This window comes from Vreelandella profundi (assembly GCF_019722725.1).
In the GTDB taxonomy this organism is placed as follows: Bacteria; Pseudomonadota; Gammaproteobacteria; order Pseudomonadales; family Halomonadaceae; genus Vreelandella; species Vreelandella profundi.
In genome coordinates this window covers 2061406-2080224 of record NZ_CP077941.1, presented here as the reverse complement: position 1 = coordinate 2080224, position 18819 = coordinate 2061406, and the positions used below count along the sequence as shown (strand labels likewise).

Below are 18819 nucleotides of genomic sequence, written 5' to 3'. Positions count from 1 at the left end.
GAGATCATAATGAACGATATGGTCGCCATTTATGCACTCGTCGCACTGCTTAGTGTTCCTCTCGGTGTTTATATGGCCAAAGCGCTGAGTGCTCAACCAAGCCGAATAGACAAAATATTTAGGGTGATAGAGCAGCCTATTTATCGCCTGGCAGGCGTTGATAGCCAACAAACCATGACATGGCAAGCGTATGTGATCGCCGTCTTGAAACTACATATCGGCTTAATGCTACTGGCGTGGCTGGTGTTTATGTCTCAGGGCATGTTGCCTTTAAATCCTGACGGTATCCCGGGCATGCGCTGGGATACCGCGCTGCACACGGCGGTGTCATTTGCGACTAATACCAATCAGCAGCATTACTCCGGGCAGGCGCAGCTTTCTCATTTAAGCCAGACCTTTGCCATCGTAACCCTGCAATTTATTACCCCGGCAACGGGCATGGCGGTATTGGTTGCCATCGCCAGAACTATTTTCGTGGCTAAACCGATTGGTCTGATGAAGGGTGTCGGCAATTATTATCGCGATGTAACGCGTAGCGTGGTGCGCGTACTGCTTCCTCTGGCCGCCGTGGTCGCACTGCTTTTGACTTGGCAGGGCGTGCCCGCCAGCTATCAGGCTGCCCACCAGCTAGACATGCTGGACCCACAAGTAGCAGAGGTGCAGTCGATTCCTCTCGGGCCAGTCGCCTCCATGGTGGCGATTAAGCAGCTAGGTACCAATGGTGGCGGCTGGTATGGCCCCAATTCGAGTGTTCCGCTTGAGAATCCCACACCGCTGGCAAACGTGATTGAAACTGCCTCACTAACGCTGATTCCCATCGCCCTATTAATCGCGCTAGCCGTCATGACCGGGCGCCGCCGCTTAATGATAGGCATTGGTTGCGTAATGCTGGTGTTCTCGCTGATATCCACCTCATTAGTGGTGTATTCCGAACGGATGCCCAACCCAGCGTTTGCCGAGTTTACCCAAGCTGAAGGTAATTTAGAGGGTAAAGAGCTGCGCTTTGGCACCGATCTTTCGGCGCTATGGGGCAGTTGGACAACTCAAACATCCAACGGCTCCGTCAATGCCATGCACGATAGCTTCAATCCCTTAGGCGGCATGGTGTTGCTGATGGATATGTTCGTCAACGTCACGTTTGGCGGCATAGGTGTCGGGTTGATCGGATTTTTTCTGTATCTAATGTTAGCGGCCTTTGTGGGTTCATTGATGATCGGAAGAGCACCGGAGCTACTCGGTAAGCCGCTGGAAACACGTGAGATACGCTGGATCTCACTGGCCATTCTGGCCCAGCCGCTGATCATTCTGGGGCTAACGGCGCTAACCGTGGCGCTACCCGGTGCCGCGCAAATCTCTAACCCAGGCTTTCATGGTTTAACCCAAGTGCTTTACGAATTTACATCGGCTTTTGCCAATAATGGCTCGGGCTTTGAAGGGCTTGGTGACGATACGCCGTGGTGGAATTTAACCTGTGTTATTGCGCTGTTTATTGGCCGATTTTTACCGATGCTGGTGCCGTTGGCGGTGGCTGGATGGCTGGCCGTTAAACGTACAGCGCCGTCAGGTCGTGGCACGCTGCCAGTCGATAGTCCCGCCTTTATGGGGCTAACAGCTGGGGTCATTGTGATTGTTAACTTACTCGGTTTTTTACCCGTGCTTGTGCTTGGTCCAATGGCAGAAGCCGTGGTGCAAGGCTTCTAGGAGAAATGAGATGTCAGGTACACAACTTGCTAAACCGTCGCAGCACTCACTTTCTTTTAGCACAATAGCGGCCGGCGCGTTTAAAGGGCTTTCACCACGCCAGCTGGCGCGTAATCCCGTCATGGCGGTGGTGGCCATTGGTACCTTGGTGTGCTTTGGGCTAACGCCCATAGCTTTTGCTGAGGGGGAAAACGGTGGCTTCGCCTTAACCATCGCCATACTGCTGCTAGCGACCGTTTTATTTGCGACGGGCGCGGAGTCGCTTGCGGAATCACGCGGCAAAGCGCACGCGGGTGCGCTGCGTCAAACCAAGGGCCTGCTGACAGCCGTTAAGCTCAATGATGATGGCACAACAAGCAACGTTAGCGCTGACGCGTTGCGTAAAGGTGATCGAGTCAAGGTTTTGGCGGGTGAGCTAATACCGGCAGATGGCGAAATCGTTGTAGGTGCGGCGTCTATTAACGAGTCGGCGGTAACCGGTGAATCAGCCCCGGTGTTACGCGAAGCCGGTACCGATAACAGCGGAGTAAGCGCAGGCACCAAGGTGCTTTCGGACCAGCTGGTTATTCAGGTCAGCGCTAATCCCGGTGAATCGCTGCTGGATAGAATGATTGCGCTGGTTGAAGGTGCCAGCCGCCAGAAAACACCCACTGAACTGGCGCTCTCGGTGCTGCTCGCCATGCTGACGCTGGTATTTCTGATTGTCGTGGTCACGCTAGTGCCTATGGCCGCTTTTGTCGGAGTGGAAACCTCACCGATCATGCTGGTCGCTCTGCTGGTGTGTCTGATTCCCACCACCATTGGCGGCTTGTTGCCTGCGATTGGTATTGCCGGTATGGAGCGCGCTATGCGCGCTAACCTGGTGGCTAAACCGGGTAAAGCTGTCGAAATTGCCGGCAGTATTGATACGTTGCTTTTGGATAAGACCGGCACTATTACGCTGGGAGATCGACGGGCAACGGAGTTTGCCACTTGCCAACAGGTACCCCATCAGCGGTTACGCGACGTGGCTTTTATTGCATCGCTAGATGATCCCACTCCAGAAGCCCGCTCGATTATCACGCTAGCGAAAGAGCAGGGCGTCGATCTTCAGCTGAGTGAACAGGCTGATGGCGCCGTCTTTGAACCCTTTAGCGCGGAAACACGCTTGTCTGGCGCCGACCTCACTAATGGTAAACGACTCCGAAAAGGCGCGCCCAACGCCATTGCAAAATGGGTAACAGCGCAAGGTGGTCGTATCCCCAATGATTATGAACAGGTGATTGAGCGCATTGCCAAAGATGGGGCGACGCCCATTGCGGTGGCAGAAGACGCGCAGCTGCTAGGCGTGATTGCACTCTCAGACGTGATTAAAAGCGGTATGGCGGAGAAGTTTGCCGAGCTACGTGCCATGGGTATAAAAACCGTGATGATCACGGGTGATAATCCGATCACCGCCGCAGCGATAGCCGCCACGGCGGGCGTAGACGATTATATTGCTGAAGCCACCCCGGAACGCAAGCTAGCGCTGATTCGTGAAGAACAGGCCAGTGGTCGGTTGGTTGCCATGGTAGGGGACGGCACAAACGATGCGCCGGCGCTGGCCCAGGCCGACCTGGGTTTGGCAATGAACTCAGGCACTCAGGCCGCACGCGAAGCGGCCAACATGGTGGACTTAGATTCTGACCCCGGCAAACTCATTAGCGCCGTGGAGATTGGTAAACAGCTGCTAATCACTAGGGGAGCCCTCACGACGTTTTCGCTGGCTAACGATGTGGCCAAATACTTTGTCATTTTGCCTGCATTATTCGCTGCCAGCTTCCCAGCCCTAGGGGTGCTGAACGTTATGAATTTGCATTCACCCACTAGCGCAGTACTCGCCGCGGTGATGTTCAATGCGTTAATTATTCCGGCCTTGATTCCCTTCGCGTTACGCGGCGTATCGGTAAAAGCCGCGTCAGCAACAGAGCTACTGCGCCGCAACCTGTTGATCTATGGCCTGGGTGGGCTCCTTCTACCGTTTCCTGCCATCAAACTACTAGACATGCTAATCGCGCTGTTCTTTTAGGAGAAATGCTATGAATATAGAGAATCAAAGCCAAATAGCTGCCCATGACGATGAGCTTCAGACCAAGGCGTCCTGGCAGAGCGCCGTTCAGTTTATGGCGGTAATGGCGATTCTGCTGGGGCTCGCTTATCCTTTCGTGACGACGACATTAGGGGGCTGGCTGTTCCCAGAGCAAGCCCAGGGCAGCGTATTAAGAAATGCTTCAGGGCAGGTCATAGGCTCCAGGTTTGTATCTCAAACCTTTGTCAGTGATGAGTACTTTATTGGCCGTCCTTCTGGCGCTAATAACGATGCAGCAAGCGTCGCGGGATCTAACTTGGCACCCAGCAACAGCGCGCTGCGGGAACGAGCCGCGATAGATGGTGCTTTGATTGCTCAGCGAGAGGGGGTGAGTATTGAGCAGATTCCTGTCGATTTAATTGCCGCGTCAGGATCCGGCATTGATCCGCACATTTCACTACCTGCCGCTAATTTACAGGCTCCTAGAGTGGCGCAGGCGCGTGGAATAGACGAAGCTAGCGTGATTTTACTTATTGATCAGGCGCTTGAAAATACCGGCTGGCTGGGTGCCCCGGTAGTCAATGTGCTGCGCTTAAACGTGAGTTTGGACGAACGCTTTCCCATACCTGCGGCCATCTCTGCTAACTCTATGGAGTAAATGAATGTATTCAGCGGATCAGCGCCCCGATCCCAATACATTGTTGAAAGCCGCGCGCCGAGAGGCCCGCGGTTGTTTGCGTGTATTTTTAGGTGCAGCACCTGGCGTTGGCAAAACGTACACCATGCTGCGCACCGCTCGCGAGCGTTGTGAAGATGGCGACGATATCGTTATTGGCGTGGTTGAATCTCATGGCAGGGCTGATACAGAGGCGCTTTGCGAGGGGCTGCCACGATTGCCATTAGCCCCCATTGAACACCATTCACGGGTCTTTTATGAGTTTGATATCGACGCCGCCCTGGCTCGCCGGCCACGTATTTTATTAGTGGATGAACTGGCCCATCGCAATATACCGGGCAGCCGGCATCCTCGCCGTTATCAGGATATAGAAGAGCTCCTAGACGCCGGCATTGATGTCTGGACAACGGTTAATATTCAACATCTGGAAAGTCTCAACGATGACGTGGCGCGCATTACCGGCATTCGAATGCGGGAAACCGTGCCTGATGCGCTACTGTCTCGCGCGCGTGATATTTCGTTGGTGGATATCACGCCAGAAGAGTTACTTGAACGTTTAAAGCGCGGCAAGGTGTATATCCCAGAACAGGCCCGAGCCGCGATGGAAGGCTATTTCAACGAATCAAATCTTAATGCCCTGCGTGAACTCGCTATTCAAACCATGGCGGAGCGCGTTGACGCCGACGTTAAAGTGGCAATGACCGCTGGCGGTAAAGAAGGGCCATGGCCCGTGCGGCCACATCTGCTGGTGATTCTAAACGGCAGTGAAGAGGACTTAACGCTTATCCGTTCTGCGCACAGAATGGCCGAGCGGCGTTTGGCCGTCTGGCGGGCTGTATATGTTGAAAAAAGCACCTCATCACCCGAACAGCAGCTAGCCGTTGAACAAGGCTTTAGCCTCGTGGCACGGCTGGGTGGCGAAGCGTTGCGTCTTCAAGGCCAGAGCCAATTGACCGAAATTCTTAGCTACGCCCGCTCGATTAATGCGACGACTATGCTGGTCGGAAGGCAGCACCATCGGCGGTGGTGGGTAGGACCGCGTTCGTTGGCGCAGCGTCTTTTGGATCATGCGGATGCCTTTGACGTGGTTGTCGTTGCGCAAGCCGCACCTAAGCGACGCTTAGGTAGGCAGTTACAGCCCTGGTCGCTGTCTTTTCCGCGCGTGCTTATTAGCAGCATGTCGCTCCTTGCCGCGCTAGGGTTGGCGCTCTTGCTGGAACCCTGGCTTGAGCTGGCTAACTTATCACTCGTGTTCCTGGCGGCAGTGCTTTTTAGCGCTGTATGGGCGGGCACCGCCATGGCGATGCTAAGCGCGGTGGTGGGCTTTCTGATATTCAATTTCTTCTTTACCGAGCCGCGGCTGACGTTGGCTATGGTAGAAAAGGGGCAGCTGCTCACGGTGTTTTTTTTCTTTCTGGTAGCGCTGGTCGTGGGTCAACTAGCCGGGCTCGGGCGGCAGCGGTTAATCGCACTGCGGGTTAGTCGGGACCAGGCGCAGCTGCTGCTGCGCTATGCCGAACAGCTATCCACCGCCACTGATAGCAACAGCGTGGCAAAGATTGGGGTTGATACGCTGGCGCGCTGTTTCGGCGTGCCTACTGCCTTTATTGGATCGGCGGAAAGTGGCAGTGAGATACGCATCGACTATGCGTGGCCTGAGTCAGAGCATTTAGATATAGCGGCAAAACAGGCGGCGGTATGGAGCTGGCAGCATCAAAAATCCAGTGGCCATGGCACGCATACGCTGAGCAAACAGGCATGGCGGCTGATCGCTTTAAACGTGCAGGGTAAAAAAATCGGCATGCTGGCATTGAAGCTATCGGCAAGCCAGGCAAGTCTTACGCAAGAAAGTGAGGCATTACTCGATACGCTTACCCGGCAGCTGAGTATGGCGCTGGAGCGCACGCGCCTAGTGGCAGAGCTAAATGCCGCCCGAGTGTCAGAAGAAAACGAGCGGCTGCGTTCGGCGTTGCTGTCTTCGGTATCGCATGATTTGCGCACACCGCTTTCATCAATTATTGGCGCGGCCAGCTCATTGATTGAGCTCAAACCCCAGCTAAACGAGAACGACCAGCGTGAGCTGTTGGATGGCATTTTGTCGGAGGGAGAGCGCTTAAACCGCTATATTCAAAACCTGCTGGATATGACGCGGCTAGGCCACGGCACGCTTAAAATTGAGCGTGACTGGGTAGCGTTTGATGACGTTATTGATACGGCTATCAAGCGTTTGGGGCAAACGCTAAAGCACGTGGTGATACATAAGTTATGGCCTTCCTCGTTGCCGCTTCTATACGTCCATCCTGCGCTGGTTGAGCAGGCGATCGTCAATGTGCTGGATAATGCGCAGCGGTTTTCACCGCCCGGCGGCGGGCTATTTATCAACGCCTATACCGGTCTGAAGGATGGCCAGCCGGCGCTATTTATTATCATCACAGATCAAGGCCCAGGTATCCCCGCTGAACTGCGTGAGCAGGTGTTTGATATGTTTTACAGCGGGGGTGATGGTGATCGAAGTGCCCATGGTAGTGGGCTTGGCCTGGCTATTTGTCGTGGCATGATTGGTGCTCATGGCGGCACTATTAAGGCCGATATTGGTGAGGACGGTCATGGCACCTCGATCATTATGACGCTGCCTTTGTTGGGTATTGAAACCAGGGGAATAGATGAAGACTGAATGCAGTGGGCGGATTCTTATTGTTGATGATGAGCTGCAGATACGCCGATTTTTGCGTATTAGCTTGGCGTCTCAAGGCTATGACGTTATCGAAGCCGAAAGCGGCGAGCAGGCTCTGGCCGCGGTGTATACGCAGGCGCCTGACGTAGTGCTGCTAGATTTAGGCCTGCCCGACCAAGATGGCCAGGACGTACTCAGCGCTATCCGTGAGCATAGCGCGGTACCGGTGATTGTGGTCTCAGTACGAGAGCGGGAAGAAGAAAAGGTCTTGGCGCTAGATAACGGTGCCAATGACTATGTGACCAAACCCTTTGGCATCCAGGAAATGCTCGCCCGCGTACGCGCGGTGCTGCGCCGTTCCCAGCAGGCGCGCGGGGAGGCAACATCCAATGTATATACCAGCCAGGAACTGGTGATTGACTTGGCGCTGCGCCGTATCACTCTTCGCCACCAGGAGGTTCGCTTAACCCGTAAAGAATATGCGGTAGTCGAGCGGCTGTGCCGCTACGCTGGGCGGGTAATGACGCAAACGCAATTGTTGAAAGAGGTATGGGGCCCTACCCATGTCAATGACACCCACTATTTACGCATCGTCGTCAGTCGTTTAAGACAGAAACTCGGTGATGATCCACAAACACCGACCTTGCTACAAACCGAGGCGGGCGTTGGCTACCGTTTATTGGTAGAACCGGCTACCCACCAAAACGGGTTCTAGCGTCGCCAGAACATTGGGGTCATGAGTACCACCACGGTGAGTATTTCTAATCGGCCCATCAGCATGCCAATGCACAGCAGCCATTTCGCGGCGTCAGGCAGAGGGGCAAAATTACCCGCAGGGCCAATGATGTCGCCAAGCCCGGGCCCCACGTTGGTTACCGCCGTGGCGGCACCGGAAAGGGCGGTCACTAAATCCAACCCCAGCGCGGATAAGCTCAGTGCCAAAACGGCAATGGTAATAAAGAAGAAGAATGAGAAAGCCACCACGCTGCGCGAAATATCGCTCGTTACGGGCTGTTGATTATAGCGAGTGGTGAAGACTCCATTTGCATGAATTAAGTAGCGCAGCTGATTACGCAGCATCAGGGTGGCAATTTGAAAGCGGAAGATTTTCATCCCGCCGCTGGTCGAGCCGCTACAGCCACCGATAAAGGTGAGATAAAAGAAGGCCACTACCGGTAGGGCGCCCCATAGAGTGTAGTCATCTGAGGCATAGCCGGTGGTGGTCACTACTGACACAATATTAAACGTCACGTGAGTGATGGCTTCAAAAGGGTCGCTGCCGTGAGTCACACGCCATATGCTCAAAATAGCGATCGCCACCAGCAGTAGTTTAAGCAGCCCGCGCACCTGCTGGTCTTGCCATAAGGCACTGCCCGAACCGCGTATAAAGCGGATATAAAGCACAAAGGGCAGCGCGCCGCTGAGCATAAATAAACTGGCCATCCACAGCAGCCACGGCTGGTCGGCGTAGGCGCCGAAAGAGGCATCAGAATTGGCAAAGCCACCAGTCGACAGCGATGACATACCGTGCACGGTCGCATCCAGCGGCGTCATTCCGCCAAACCAATAGCTGACGATAGCAATAAAGGTGAGGCTGACATAAATCGTTAACGTCGCTTTGGCAATCCCACCAGTGCGGGGCATCACTTTATCCGACCAGTCGGATGACTCGGTATGAAACAGCCGCATACCGCCGACTTTCAAAAACGGTAAAATTGCAATGCCCATCACAATAATGCCGATGCCGCCTATCCACTGCATTAGGCCACGCCATAGCTTCAAACCATCGGAAAAGTGTTCAATGCCGACCAGAATGGTCGAACCTGTGGTGGTAATCGCCGAGACTGATTCAAACACCGCGTTTGTGAACGTTAATTGAGGTGCGCCAAGCACAAGCGGTAGGCTGGCAAAGCCGCTAATACTGACCCAGCTGGCGGCGGTGAGTATAAACATCTGCCACGGCTTTAGCTCCAACGACACGCGGTACGTCAATAGCCAGATGAGCGCCGCAGCGCCTAGTATGATCAGTACAGAAATGCCGAAAGCCATGGCATCGGGATCGTTCTCAATGAGCAATACGACGAGCGGCACCAGCATAAACAGCGCTAGCACCATCCACAGAATCGAAATGATTTTAAAAACAGGCGCCCAGTGCCGGTACACATCCCTGCTACGATAAAACCACGGTGTCATCGATGTCATATACCCAGCTCGCCATTTAGTATCCTTAAGCATGCGCTAAGAGATCACTGCCTTCCATAAAAAGTCTGTAAAAATGTAAGGCTATTAACGAGTAAAGTGGGGCTAGCAGCGATTGATTGCCAGTCACTGTGTTTTTTGTAGTAAAATTACATGAATTATTGCGTACAATGCCTAGTTTACGGTAAATTTTAGGTAATCTAACTACAAGTAGCTGTTTGTATATTAATAGGAGCAACGATGAGCCAGTCTAGTGCTTCACAAAGTACTCCCCTCGGTGATCCCGAACACGCCATTGATCTGGCGCTGTTCGGGGCGCTGGGCGACCTTGCCATGCGCAAGCTGTTTCCTGCCTTGTATCACCTAGATCGCGAAGGCTTAATGCCTGAAAGCACCCGCATTATGGGGCTGGCCCGCCAGGAGCACGACGTTGCCGAGTTTCGCGAGCTGGTTAACGCCGCGCTACAGAAACGCCTTAAAAAAGATGAGCAGGACGAGGAAAGCCTAACGCGTTTTCTGAATCGTCTTGACTATCGCCAGCTAGATTTCACGAAGGTTGAAGGTTTTGACGCGATCCGTCAGTGGCGGGAGGGTTCGTCCCAGCCGATGGTGGTTTATCTTTCGGTAGCGGCGCGTATTTACGGCGATATCTGTCGCCATCTTCAGGCCAGTAACAGTGTGAGCGAAGACTCACGGATCATCGTTGAAAAGCCTATTGGCTACGACCTGCAGTCGTCGATTGAGATTAACGACGCCATTGGCGACGTTTTTCCCGAGTCGCGGATTTACCGCATTGATCACTATTTAGGTAAAGAAACCGTACAGAATTTGATTGCACTACGCTTTGCCAATCCTCTGTTTGGCACCCAGTGGAATCAGAATAATATCTCCCACGTTGAAATTACGGTGGCAGAGAAAGTCGGCATTGAGGGGCGCTGGGGCTACTTTGATGAGGCAGGGCAGCTGCGTGACATGGTGCAAAACCATTTGCTGCAGCTGCTGTGCTTAATCGCTATGGACCCTCCGTCTAATTTGGATGCCGATGCGATTCGGGATGAGAAGGTGAAGGTGCTGAAAGCGCTTAAACCCTTTGTTGGCGAAGCGCTTGGGCGTGACGTTGTGCGCGGCCAATATATCGCAGGTAATACTGACGGCAAGTCAGTGCCCGGGTATCTGGAAGAAGAGGATGCCAATAAACAAAGCCAGACAGAAACCTTTGTGGCCATGAAAACGGAAGTGGCCAATTGGCGTTGGGCGGGGGTGCCTTTCTACCTGCGCACGGGCAAGCGTATGCCGGAGAAGCTCTCGCAAATTGTGATTCATTTTCGCCAGCAGCCGCACTATATCTTTGATCCCGACCAGCGCGGTATCGCATCAAACAAACTCATTATTCGCTTGCAGCCCGAAGAGGGTATCGCTCTGCAAGTGCTGACCAAGGACAGCGGCCTGGATAAGGGCATGCGTTTGCGCCCCGGGCCTTTGCATCTTGATTTCAACAGTGCGTTTCCTAAATCGCGGATACCTGACGCCTACGAGCGCCTACTCCTAGAAGTCATGAAAGGGCAGCAATATCTGTTTGTGCGTCGCGATGAGATTGAACATTCGTGGCGTTGGTGTGATCAGCTCATTGATGGTTGGAAAAAACGTGAAACGCCGCCGCGCCGCTATCCCGCGGGTTCTTGGGGGCCCGTCGCGTCTATCGCAATGATTACCCAAGACGGCCGCAGCTGGTACGAGGATTATTGATATGAGTCAAGCACGCCAACAGCTGGCTGAGCAGCTTGCCGAAGCCGTTGCTCAGGCCTTGCATGAAGACTTAACGCACCACGAGCGTGCCCTGCTAGTGGTGTCTGGTGGCTCCACGCCGGTGCCTTTTTTCACCGCACTGGCGGCGAAACCACTGCCTTGGGAGCGCGTAGACATCACGCTTGCCGACGAGCGCTGGGTAGACGAACACAGCAGCGACAGCAACGCCAAGTTAGTGCGTGAGTACTTGTTGCAAGCCAACGCCGCGGCCGCCACCTTTCTACCGTTAACCTGCGATGCTGAGACGCCCGAAGAGGGCGTCGAGCACGTCGCTAAGCAGGCTGCTTTGCTTGCTTGGCCTGCCAGTGCGGTGATTTTAGGTATGGGCGGCGATGGCCATACGGCCTCGCTATTCCCCGACAGTCCAGAGCTTACGCTGGCACTGGCGACAGATGAGCCGCTGGTCGCGGTAAGAACACCAAGCCAGTTACAGCCACGCATTACCTTTTCAGCGGATCGCTTACATCAAGCGCGCCGTCATTTTTTGCACATTACCGGTGAAGATAAGCGCGCCGTGCTGGCGAAAGCTCTAAATGGCGACGATGTACGCCAACTGCCTATCCGGGCCTTTTTGTCCTGCCCGCTGGCGATTTACTGGGCGCCTTAACGCTTCGCGCTTAACCATTCAACAGCCGGGCAATAACAGATTTTTATGGAGACTCGCACATGAGCATTGAAAAACAGTTACCGTCTACCCGCACCGCCGAGCTTGATAGCATCTGCCTAAAAGCCGAAGTTATTCCAGTGATTACTGTAGAGCGCTTGGAAGACGCCGTGCCGCTTGGGCGTGCTTTGGTCGAAGGCGGTTTGACCGTACTTGAAGTGACGTTACGTACTGACTGTGCGCTCGAAGCCGTTAAACGGATGCGTGAAGCGTTGCCGGGCGCCAGCATTGGCGTTGGAACAGTGCTAACGCCGGCGCAGTATCGCCAGGCTGAGCAGGTAGGTGCTGACTTTATCGTGACGCCGGGCGCGACAGAAGCGCTTTATCGATATGGCATTGAAAGCGCAGTGCCTATGTTGCCGGGTGTGTCGACGGTTTCTGAACTAATGACCGGCTGGCAGTACGGCTATCGTCGGTTTAAGTTCTTCCCGGCAGAATCTAGCGGTGGTGCTAAAGCAATCAAAGCGTTTGGCGCCCCTATTCCCGAAGCGCGTTTTTGCCCTACCGGCGGTATCACGGTAGATAACGCCGATGATTACCTGTCGCTGCCTAACGTGATGTGCGTCGGTGGCTCCTGGCTAACGCCGAAAGCCATGGTCGAGGCGGAAGATTGGGACGGCATTCGTGAGCTGGCCCGTCAAGCGGCCGAGCGCTTTCACCACTAATCACGCTACATCGGCGGGTAACCGCTAGCTAAGCAACATGCACCCTAACTGTTTTAAATAACTGTTAGGGTTTTTTTATGGCCTCGCGGCAGTTATTAAGCGCTCCGGCACAGATTTAAGACCAAAGACTCATAACTAAGTTATATTCAGCTCGTCTAAAATGACAGGCGATATGTCTGACATTTTGAGTGCGCACTGATTTCGACGTGCGTGCCACTAATAACGATGATGAGGTGAGCCCTATGCACGCGTTGACCCTGGCGTCTTTTCTGTTTTTTACAGGACTGGTCGCCTTTATCACTTGGCGTATCACCCGCCGAGATGATCATTCGAGTACCAACGGCTACTTTCTAGCGGGGCGTACGCTAACGTTCCCACTGATCGCCGGTTCATTGCTGATGACCAACCTCTCCACCGAACAGATGGTGGGGCTCAACGGCGCGGCCTTCGCTGATGGCTTGAGCGTGATGGCTTGGGAAGTCGTGGCGGTTATCGCGCTGGTGGCGCTAGCACTGTTTTTCCTGCCACGCTTTTTGAAAAGCGGTATAGCAACGCTGCCGCAGCTGCTTGAAATTCGTTTCGATAAAGATACACAGCTGATTACCAACATTATTTTCCTGCTTGCTTATGCCGTTATTCTGCTGCCGATCATCCTCTATTCGGGAGCGATAGGGCTTCAGGGCATGCTTGATCTGCAGGGGTTAACCGGCATTGAGTCTTCCACGACGCTGCTTTGGTTAACGGTCTGGATTGTGGGCATCATCGGCGCGGTGTATGCCCTATTTGGTGGGCTGCGTACGGTGGCGGTTTCCGACACGCTTAATGGCGTGGGGCTGCTGATAGGCGGCTTTGTCATTGTCTATTTCGGCTTACAGGCCGTGAGCGGTGGCACGGGCATTATGGAAGGCTGGAGCATTCTTAAAGAGAGCGACCCCGACAGGCTTAATTCGATTGGCGGTGCGGATCAGCAGGTGCCGTTCTTTACACTGTTTACCGGCGTATTCCTGATTAACTTGTTCTACTGGAGCACCAACCAGCAGATTATTCAGCGTACCTTTGCCGCGAAAAATCTGGCTGAAGGCCAGAAAGGCGTTTTGCTAACCGGTTTATTCAAGCTCTTAGGGCCGCTTTATCTGGTACTGCCAGGGATTATTGCTTATCACCTTTATGCTGATCAGGGCGTGCGTGCCGATGAAGCCTATGGGCACTTGGTGTTTAACGTATTGCCGCCTTACTTAACCGGCTTTTTCGCTGCGGTAATGGTGGGGGCGATTTTGTCGTCGTTTAACTCGGCTCTTAACAGCACGACGACTATTTTCAGCTTGGGCATCTATAAAGGCGTATTCAACAAAGAAGCCACTGAAGCGCAGATCGTCAAATCGGGCAAGGTGTTTGGTTGGATCATGGCAGTGCTTACCATGATCATTGCACCGCTGCTGGCAGGTCAAGAGAGCCTGTTTGGCTATCTGCAGAAGATGAACGCGATCTACTTTATTCCCATTCTTGCCGTTGTGCTGGTGGGCCTACTGACGAAGCGCGTTCCTCCCATGGCGGCTAAAATCGCGCTGGTGGGTGGCTGCTTACTGATTGCCGCTGGCTACTTTGTACCGCCCTTTAACTTGCTCCCACAGGTTATGAACGAGTTCCACTTCGTAGCGTTGGTGTTTGTGTTATTGGTAGTGACGATGCTTATTATCGGTAAGCTGCGCCCCCGTGAGACTGACTGGGTACAGGAGCATACCGGTGATGTTGACCTAACGCCTTGGAAAGGCGCGGTGCCCGCTGGTATCGTTTTGGTGGTGTTAGTGATCGTGATGTATATAAGCTTTGCGGGTTAATGGTGATGCCGTGTAACTAGCAAACCAGAAACTTAAGCCGCAAAACCAAGGCCCCGCTAGCATCTGCTGGCGGGGCCTTTGCGTTATGCCAGGCGAAGCGGCAGCTCGGCCAAACCGGCAATGCCGGTGTCTACCGCGTAAAGCGAGCCAGCGGTGGGCTCCTGGGCAAGCTGTGCGGCACTGAAGCCTTCCTGGGCCGTGGTGATGTATAGCGTTGTCAGATCTGGGCCTGCAAATGCGGGGCAGGAGGACTGGCTGACGGGAAGCTCAACGCGAGCAATGATCTGGCCGTCATGATCGAGACGAACTACCTGGCCTGCCCCCCAAAGAGCGAGCCACAGACAGCCTTCGCTATCCACCACGGCGCCGTCTGGGTTGCCCGGTGCGGATGAGAAATCAGCCCAGGGCAATGGCTCACCCGTTGGCCATCCATCGCTATCTAACGCCCAGCGCATCACTACGCCGGTAGCGGTGTCGGTAAACCAAGCGAACTCGCCGTTTTCAGAGAAGCAGATGGCGTTGGGGATTGTGAGGTGAGAGCGCAAGAGCGTGAGCTGGCCGCGATGCAGGCGATAAAGACTGCCGGCGCCTTTCTCGGCAGCCTTGCCCATACTTGAAAGCCACAGGCTCCCATGGCGATCAACCCGGGCATCGTTACTGCGGGTAATCGGGTTGTCGGCCTCGAAATCACAAAATGTTTCTACGCTGCCGCTGCCTGGATCGAAGCGGCTTAAGCGATTTTCACCCACTAACAGCAGCCCGCCTTCTTCAAGGGGAGTCGCTAGCGATACCCTATGATCAAGCTGATAATAGCCTTTTTCCCCGGTGCTGGGGGAGAGCCAGTGCAACTGCTTTTCAAGAATATCGCACCAGTAGAGCCGCTGGCTTGCAACATCCCACTGGGGGCCTTCCCCCAGCGTGCAGCGGCAGTCTACGGCTAAATCTGCCTTCCAAGTGGGAGCGCGCATGTTGGTATTCATTGTTATTTGTAACTCCTTTTATTCTCCTGCTAGCCAGGCATCAACCAGCGCCTGCGCTTGTTGCCCCACCTGCGCAGCCGTTTGGCCCGGCTTGTATAGCGCACTGCCAAGCCCTGCACCGTCAACGCCAGCGGCGCGCCATTGGACAAAATTATCGATACCTACGCCGCCCACCGCATATAGCAGGGTGCCTGCCGGTAGTACGGCGCGAACGGCTTTCATGCCTTCTAAACCTACCTGAACGGCGGGAAATAGTTTAAGCCCCGTGGCGCCTGCCTCTAACGCATCGAAGGCTTCGGAGGGCGTGACAATGCCCGGCCAGCTTGCCATGCCAAGCCGGTGCGTTTCTGCAATGACCGTTGGACGGCAGTTAGGCGATACAATCAAACGCCCCCCGGCGGCGTGGACGTCGCGCACTTGAGCCTCAGTCAGCACCGTGCCTGCGCCAATCACCGCGCGGTCGCCAAATGCATCGACCAATCGGCGAATGCTTTCCAGCGGATCGGGTGAGTTGAGCGGCACCTCAATTTGCGTAATGCCCGCCGCCAACACTGAAGCCGCAATATCAACGACTTCATCGGGCGCTACACCGCGTAAAATGCCGATTAGTGGCAGTGTCATAGGTAAACTCTCCGTTATCAAGCAGCGTAAGGGGCCAGCATCAAGCCTTCAAAGCACGGTAAGCGAGGCGAAGGCCATCGAGCACGGCGCCATCCCCATCAAGGTGCTGGGTCTGATAGCCGACCGCATTCAGCGCCAACGTATAGCGATGGCAAAGTGTTTGATTGCCAATCAAGGTGATCGAAGCGTCATTGGCTCGCTCATGGCAAGCGCCAGATAATTCAAGACCGATGGCGAGCCCTGAAAGGCGTGCTGCAAGCACCGCTCCCCGTTTCTCGCCAGAGGGGAGGCGTCCATCAAGCAAATCTTGTGCGCGCAGACCAAACAGGCGACTGCTCAATGTTTCTGGCGCTTCATATATCTCGCTGACTGCTGAGATAAACGCGTTACGGCAAGCCGGATCGTTAAGATCGTCGTTACCGATGGAGTGCTGCAAAACAGATTGGCGTGCCAGCAGCTGGTAGAGCTCACCTGTCAGGTAGGTCGTAAACTCGGTTACAGCACCGGATTCAAGCGTCGCCCATTTGGCGTGGGTGCCGGGCAGGCATGCAAGGCCCGAAAAGCTGGCGTTATCTGCCACCAGGCCCGCCAGCTGGGTTTCTTCGCCGCGCATGACATCAAAATGAGCGGATGCGCTGCGGGTTTGGCTCAAGCCAGGCAGCAGATGCACGCGCAGCCGGTCGTTAGACAGCGTGGGCATCACAGCGCCCTGGCTAAGCTGGTCAAGGCGCGTGGGCACCGGCAAATAAGCGGCTTCTCGCCACCCTTGGCGAGCCCCGGCCATGCCGCACACCATCACGTTGATGATCTGGCCGCTGTCGGGCAGCCAGTCAGCCACCAGCCGGTGCAGCTCTACTTCGTACTCATCGGCTTTTAGCGACAGCATGCCTTTTTCACTGCTGGCGTGGGCAATGATGTGGTCGTGCTTATCCAGCCCCCAGGCGCGCAGGTTGCTGGAGCCCCAGTCCACCGCAATCCAAGCTAGCTGATGCGCTATTTCTGTAGCCGTTGTGTTCATTGGAATAACCTCATGCTCACCACTCTGCAATAGAGCCGTCTTCGTGGGTCCACACCGGGTTGCGCCAGCGATGGCCTACCTTGGAGCGCTCTTCAACGAACTCTTCGTTGATTTCCACGCCAAGCCCTGGACCTTGGGGAATCGCGCAGAAACCGTCTTCAATGGCGAGAGCGGATTTATCGACCAGGTAGTCGAGTACATCGTTGCCCTGGTTGTAATGAATGCCCATGCTTTGTTCTTGAATAAAGGCGTTGTGGCTTACCGCATCCAGCTGGAGCGAGGCGGCTAACGTCAGCGGGCCAAGCGGGCAGTGCGGCGCCAGGGCCACATCGTAGGCAGATGCCAGGGCGGCAATTTTAAGTCCTTCACTGATACCACCGCAGTGGGAAATATCGGGCTGAATGATATCAATCATGCCATCGGCGAGCAGATCGCGGAACTGAAAGCGAGTGTGCAGGCGCTCACCGGTCGCCAGCGGATAACCCAGCCCACCCGCAATATCTTTCAAGCAGGGCAGGTGTTCCGGGGCGACCGGTTCTTCCACAAACATCGGGTGGAAGGGCTCTAATTCGCGTAGCAGCGCTTTGGCCATTGGCCGATGTACGCGGCCGTGAAAGTCGATGCCAATACCTACGTCAGGGCCCACGGCATTGCGAGCTTCTGCGACCCGTGCCACGGCTTCGTCGACCTTACGGTGCGAGTCAACAATCTGCATTTCAGGCGTGCCGTTCATTTTGAACGCGGTAAAGCCTTTTTCGACCAGCGCTTTAGCCCCCGCGCCTACGTCGCTTGGGCGGTCGCCACCGGTCCAGGCGTACATGCGCATCTTGTCGCGCACGGCACCGCCGAGTAGCTGGTGAACCGGTACACCAAGATCGCGACCTTTAAGGTCCCAAAGCGCCTGATCGATCCCGGCGATTGCGCTCATCAGAATCGGGCCGCCGCGATAAAAACCAGCGCGATACATCATGTTCCAGAGATGTTCGATGCGGTGTGGGTCTTGGCCAATCAGATAGTCAGAAAGCTCATGCACGGCGGCTTCAACTGTAGCGGCGCGACCTTCTACGACGGGTTCGCCCCATCCGTAGCAGCCTTCGTCAGTCTCGATCTTAAGAAATAACCAGCGAGGCGGAACCTGCCAGGTCTTGAGACGGGTGATTTTCATATTCAATCTTCCTCTTAATGGTTAACTGACGATGCCAAGATCGATAGCCGTACGGCGAAGGACTTCGCGCGCTGCTGACTCTGCGGCGCTGATGTCTCGGTTGCGTATCGCTTCAAGCACCTGGCGATGGCGTGAAAGGCTGTCGTCTAAGGTGCCAGTGCGGTCTTGCGAGCCCCACACAAGGGCCATGATAGAAGGGCGCAGCAGATGCCCCATTTGCCGCCAGACGAGATTGTGAGTAGCCCGGTAGGTCGCATCGTGAAAGGCGACGTCGTACTCGGCGTGCTCGCCACGTAAATCAGTGCTGGTAGCGGTTTTTTCCATACCGGCAAAGGCGCTTTCAAGGCGTTCAATATCTTCAGGTAGGGCTGCCTGAGCCGCTAGCCCAGCCACCATGGGTTCGGCTGAGTAGCGAAAGGCATAGATGGCGCGTACTAACTGCGGGTCAATGTTGACCAGGCCTGTCATCCACTTGCTCATTAGCGGGTCGAGCAGGTGCCAGTCACCCATCTCGCGGACCAACGTGCCACGGCCTGCCGTGCGCTCTAATAGCCCCGCCGAGGTGAGAGTGGTTAGCGCGTTGCGCACCTGATTACGGCTAACCGCAAAGTGCCTAGCGATATCCAGTTCGCGGGGAAAGGCATCGCCCGGCTGCCAACGGCCTGCCAGCAATGCCTGCGCCAGTAAGCGTGCTAAATGTTCGGCACCACCCTGGTGGGGTGGCAGGGAGTCCAGCGTCATGGCACGTCTCTAAATGACCGTATT

15 protein-coding genes are annotated in these 18819 nt (G+C 54.9%); 9 read left to right on the top strand and 6 right to left on the bottom strand.

What is annotated here, in order from left to right:
• Window positions 1-9 precede the first annotated feature (9 nt).
• The 5 genes from kdpA to KUO20_RS09535 are packed head-to-tail and all read left to right on the top strand — an operon-like array spanning window position 10 to window position 7813.
• Window positions 10-1701, top strand: coding sequence for a potassium-transporting ATPase subunit KdpA (kdpA, locus tag KUO20_RS09555; RefSeq protein ID WP_235039652.1), 1692 nt, complete (start codon window positions 10-12; stop codon window positions 1699-1701).
• Between the two features lie 10 nt (window positions 1702-1711).
• Window positions 1712-3748 carry a potassium-transporting ATPase subunit KdpB gene (gene kdpB / locus KUO20_RS09550; RefSeq protein ID WP_235039651.1) on the top strand — a complete coding sequence of 679 codons (2037 nt, stop codon included), beginning with the start codon at window positions 1712-1714 and terminating at the stop codon, window positions 3746-3748.
• Window positions 3749-3758: 10 nt separating this feature from the next.
• On the top strand, window positions 3759-4406 hold the full coding sequence (gene kdpC, locus KUO20_RS09545; RefSeq protein WP_235039650.1) for a potassium-transporting ATPase subunit KdpC: 648 nt from the start codon (window positions 3759-3761) through the stop codon (window positions 4404-4406).
• A gap of 4 nt (window positions 4407-4410) precedes the next feature.
• The gene (locus tag KUO20_RS09540; RefSeq protein WP_235039649.1) at window positions 4411-7098 is read left to right on the top strand and encodes a sensor histidine kinase; all 2688 of its coding nucleotides are present in this window, start codon (window positions 4411-4413) and stop codon (window positions 7096-7098) included.
• Window positions 7088-7813: a response regulator gene (locus tag KUO20_RS09535; protein ID WP_235039648.1), complete on the top strand. Its 726-nt coding sequence runs from the start codon at window positions 7088-7090 to the stop codon at window positions 7811-7813. The genes KUO20_RS09540 and KUO20_RS09535 overlap by 11 nt, the downstream gene beginning before the upstream one ends.
• Here KUO20_RS09535 and KUO20_RS09530 read toward each other — a convergent pair.
• Window positions 7810-9300, bottom strand: a complete 1491-nt coding sequence (locus KUO20_RS09530) for a TrkH family potassium uptake protein (protein WP_235039647.1) — start codon at window positions 9298-9300, stop codon at window positions 7810-7812. The two genes, KUO20_RS09535 and KUO20_RS09530, sit on opposite strands and share 4 nt — an antisense overlap.
• Before the next feature lie 237 nt (window positions 9301-9537).
• Here KUO20_RS09530 and zwf point away from each other — a divergent pair, with 237 nt between their 5' ends.
• The 4 genes from zwf to KUO20_RS09510 all read left to right on the top strand — a co-directional run bounded on the left by zwf (window position 9538) and on the right by KUO20_RS09510 (window position 14270).
• Window positions 9538-11043, top strand: coding sequence for a glucose-6-phosphate dehydrogenase (gene zwf / locus KUO20_RS09525; protein ID WP_235039646.1), 1506 nt, complete (start codon window positions 9538-9540; stop codon window positions 11041-11043).
• A 1-nt stretch (window position 11044) separates the two neighbouring features.
• Window positions 11045-11710, top strand: coding sequence for a 6-phosphogluconolactonase (gene pgl, locus KUO20_RS09520; RefSeq protein ID WP_235039645.1), 666 nt, complete (start codon window positions 11045-11047; stop codon window positions 11708-11710).
• A gap of 59 nt (window positions 11711-11769) precedes the next feature.
• The gene (locus KUO20_RS09515) at window positions 11770-12432 is read left to right on the top strand and encodes a bifunctional 4-hydroxy-2-oxoglutarate aldolase/2-dehydro-3-deoxy-phosphogluconate aldolase (RefSeq protein WP_235039644.1); all 663 of its coding nucleotides are present in this window, start codon (window positions 11770-11772) and stop codon (window positions 12430-12432) included.
• Between the two features lie 242 nt (window positions 12433-12674).
• Window positions 12675-14270, top strand: coding sequence for a solute:sodium symporter family transporter (locus tag KUO20_RS09510; RefSeq protein ID WP_235039643.1), 1596 nt, complete (start codon window positions 12675-12677; stop codon window positions 14268-14270).
• Window positions 14271-14353: 83 nt separating this feature from the next.
• Here KUO20_RS09510 and KUO20_RS09505 read toward each other — a convergent pair whose 3' ends face one another.
• Genes KUO20_RS09505 through KUO20_RS09485 form a run of 5 tightly spaced genes read right to left on the bottom strand, consistent with a single transcriptional unit; the run spans window position 14354 to window position 18795 of the window.
• Window positions 14354-15238 carry an SMP-30/gluconolactonase/LRE family protein gene (locus KUO20_RS09505; protein WP_235039642.1) on the bottom strand — a complete coding sequence of 295 codons (885 nt, stop codon included), beginning with the start codon at window positions 15236-15238 and terminating at the stop codon, window positions 14354-14356.
• A gap of 30 nt (window positions 15239-15268) precedes the next feature.
• Window positions 15269-15871 carry a 2-dehydro-3-deoxy-6-phosphogalactonate aldolase gene (locus tag KUO20_RS09500; protein ID WP_235039641.1) on the bottom strand — a complete coding sequence of 201 codons (603 nt, stop codon included), beginning with the start codon at window positions 15869-15871 and terminating at the stop codon, window positions 15269-15271.
• Window positions 15872-15911: 40 nt separating this feature from the next.
• Window positions 15912-16889, bottom strand: coding sequence for a 2-dehydro-3-deoxygalactonokinase (locus tag KUO20_RS09495; RefSeq protein WP_235039640.1), 978 nt, complete (start codon window positions 16887-16889; stop codon window positions 15912-15914).
• Between the two features lie 16 nt (window positions 16890-16905).
• Window positions 16906-18054 carry a galactonate dehydratase gene (gene dgoD / locus KUO20_RS09490; RefSeq protein WP_096279399.1) on the bottom strand — a complete coding sequence of 383 codons (1149 nt, stop codon included), beginning with the start codon at window positions 18052-18054 and terminating at the stop codon, window positions 16906-16908.
• A 21-nt stretch (window positions 18055-18075) separates the two neighbouring features.
• Window positions 18076-18795, bottom strand: coding sequence for a FadR/GntR family transcriptional regulator (locus KUO20_RS09485; RefSeq protein WP_235039639.1), 720 nt, complete (start codon window positions 18793-18795; stop codon window positions 18076-18078).
• Between the last annotated feature and the right edge of the window lie 24 nt (window positions 18796-18819).

Excerpts from the sequence above, each read along its gene's own strand:
- kdpA (WP_235039652.1), top strand. The coding sequence starts at position 10 with ATGAACGATATGGTCGCCATTTATGCACTCGTCGCACTGCTTAGTGTT.
- KUO20_RS09535 (WP_235039648.1), top strand. The coding sequence starts at position 7,088 with ATGAAGACTGAATGCAGTGGGCGGATTCTTATTGTTGATGATGAGCTG.
- pgl (WP_235039645.1), top strand. The coding sequence starts at position 11,045 with ATGAGTCAAGCACGCCAACAGCTGGCTGAGCAGCTTGCCGAAGCCGTT.
- KUO20_RS09505 (WP_235039642.1), bottom strand. The coding sequence starts at position 15,238 with ATGCGCGCTCCCACTTGGAAGGCAGATTTAGCCGTAGACTGCCGCTGC.
- KUO20_RS09495 (WP_235039640.1), bottom strand. The coding sequence starts at position 16,889 with ATGAACACAACGGCTACAGAAATAGCGCATCAGCTAGCTTGGATTGCG.
- KUO20_RS09515 (WP_235039644.1), top strand. The coding sequence starts at position 11,770 with ATGAGCATTGAAAAACAGTTACCGTCTACCCGCACCGCCGAGCTTGAT.
- KUO20_RS09485 (WP_235039639.1), bottom strand. The coding sequence starts at position 18,795 with ATGACGCTGGACTCCCTGCCACCCCACCAGGGTGGTGCCGAACATTTA.
- dgoD (WP_096279399.1), bottom strand. The coding sequence starts at position 18,054 with ATGAAAATCACCCGTCTCAAGACCTGGCAGGTTCCGCCTCGCTGGTTA.
- zwf (WP_235039646.1), top strand. The coding sequence starts at position 9,538 with ATGAGCCAGTCTAGTGCTTCACAAAGTACTCCCCTCGGTGATCCCGAA.
- KUO20_RS09530 (WP_235039647.1), bottom strand. The coding sequence starts at position 9,300 with ATGACATCGATGACACCGTGGTTTTATCGTAGCAGGGATGTGTACCGG.
- kdpC (WP_235039650.1), top strand. The coding sequence starts at position 3,759 with ATGAATATAGAGAATCAAAGCCAAATAGCTGCCCATGACGATGAGCTT.
- KUO20_RS09500 (WP_235039641.1), bottom strand. The coding sequence starts at position 15,871 with ATGACACTGCCACTAATCGGCATTTTACGCGGTGTAGCGCCCGATGAA.
- KUO20_RS09510 (WP_235039643.1), top strand. The coding sequence starts at position 12,675 with ATGCACGCGTTGACCCTGGCGTCTTTTCTGTTTTTTACAGGACTGGTC.
- kdpB (WP_235039651.1), top strand. The coding sequence starts at position 1,712 with ATGTCAGGTACACAACTTGCTAAACCGTCGCAGCACTCACTTTCTTTT.
- KUO20_RS09540 (WP_235039649.1), top strand. The coding sequence starts at position 4,411 with ATGTATTCAGCGGATCAGCGCCCCGATCCCAATACATTGTTGAAAGCC.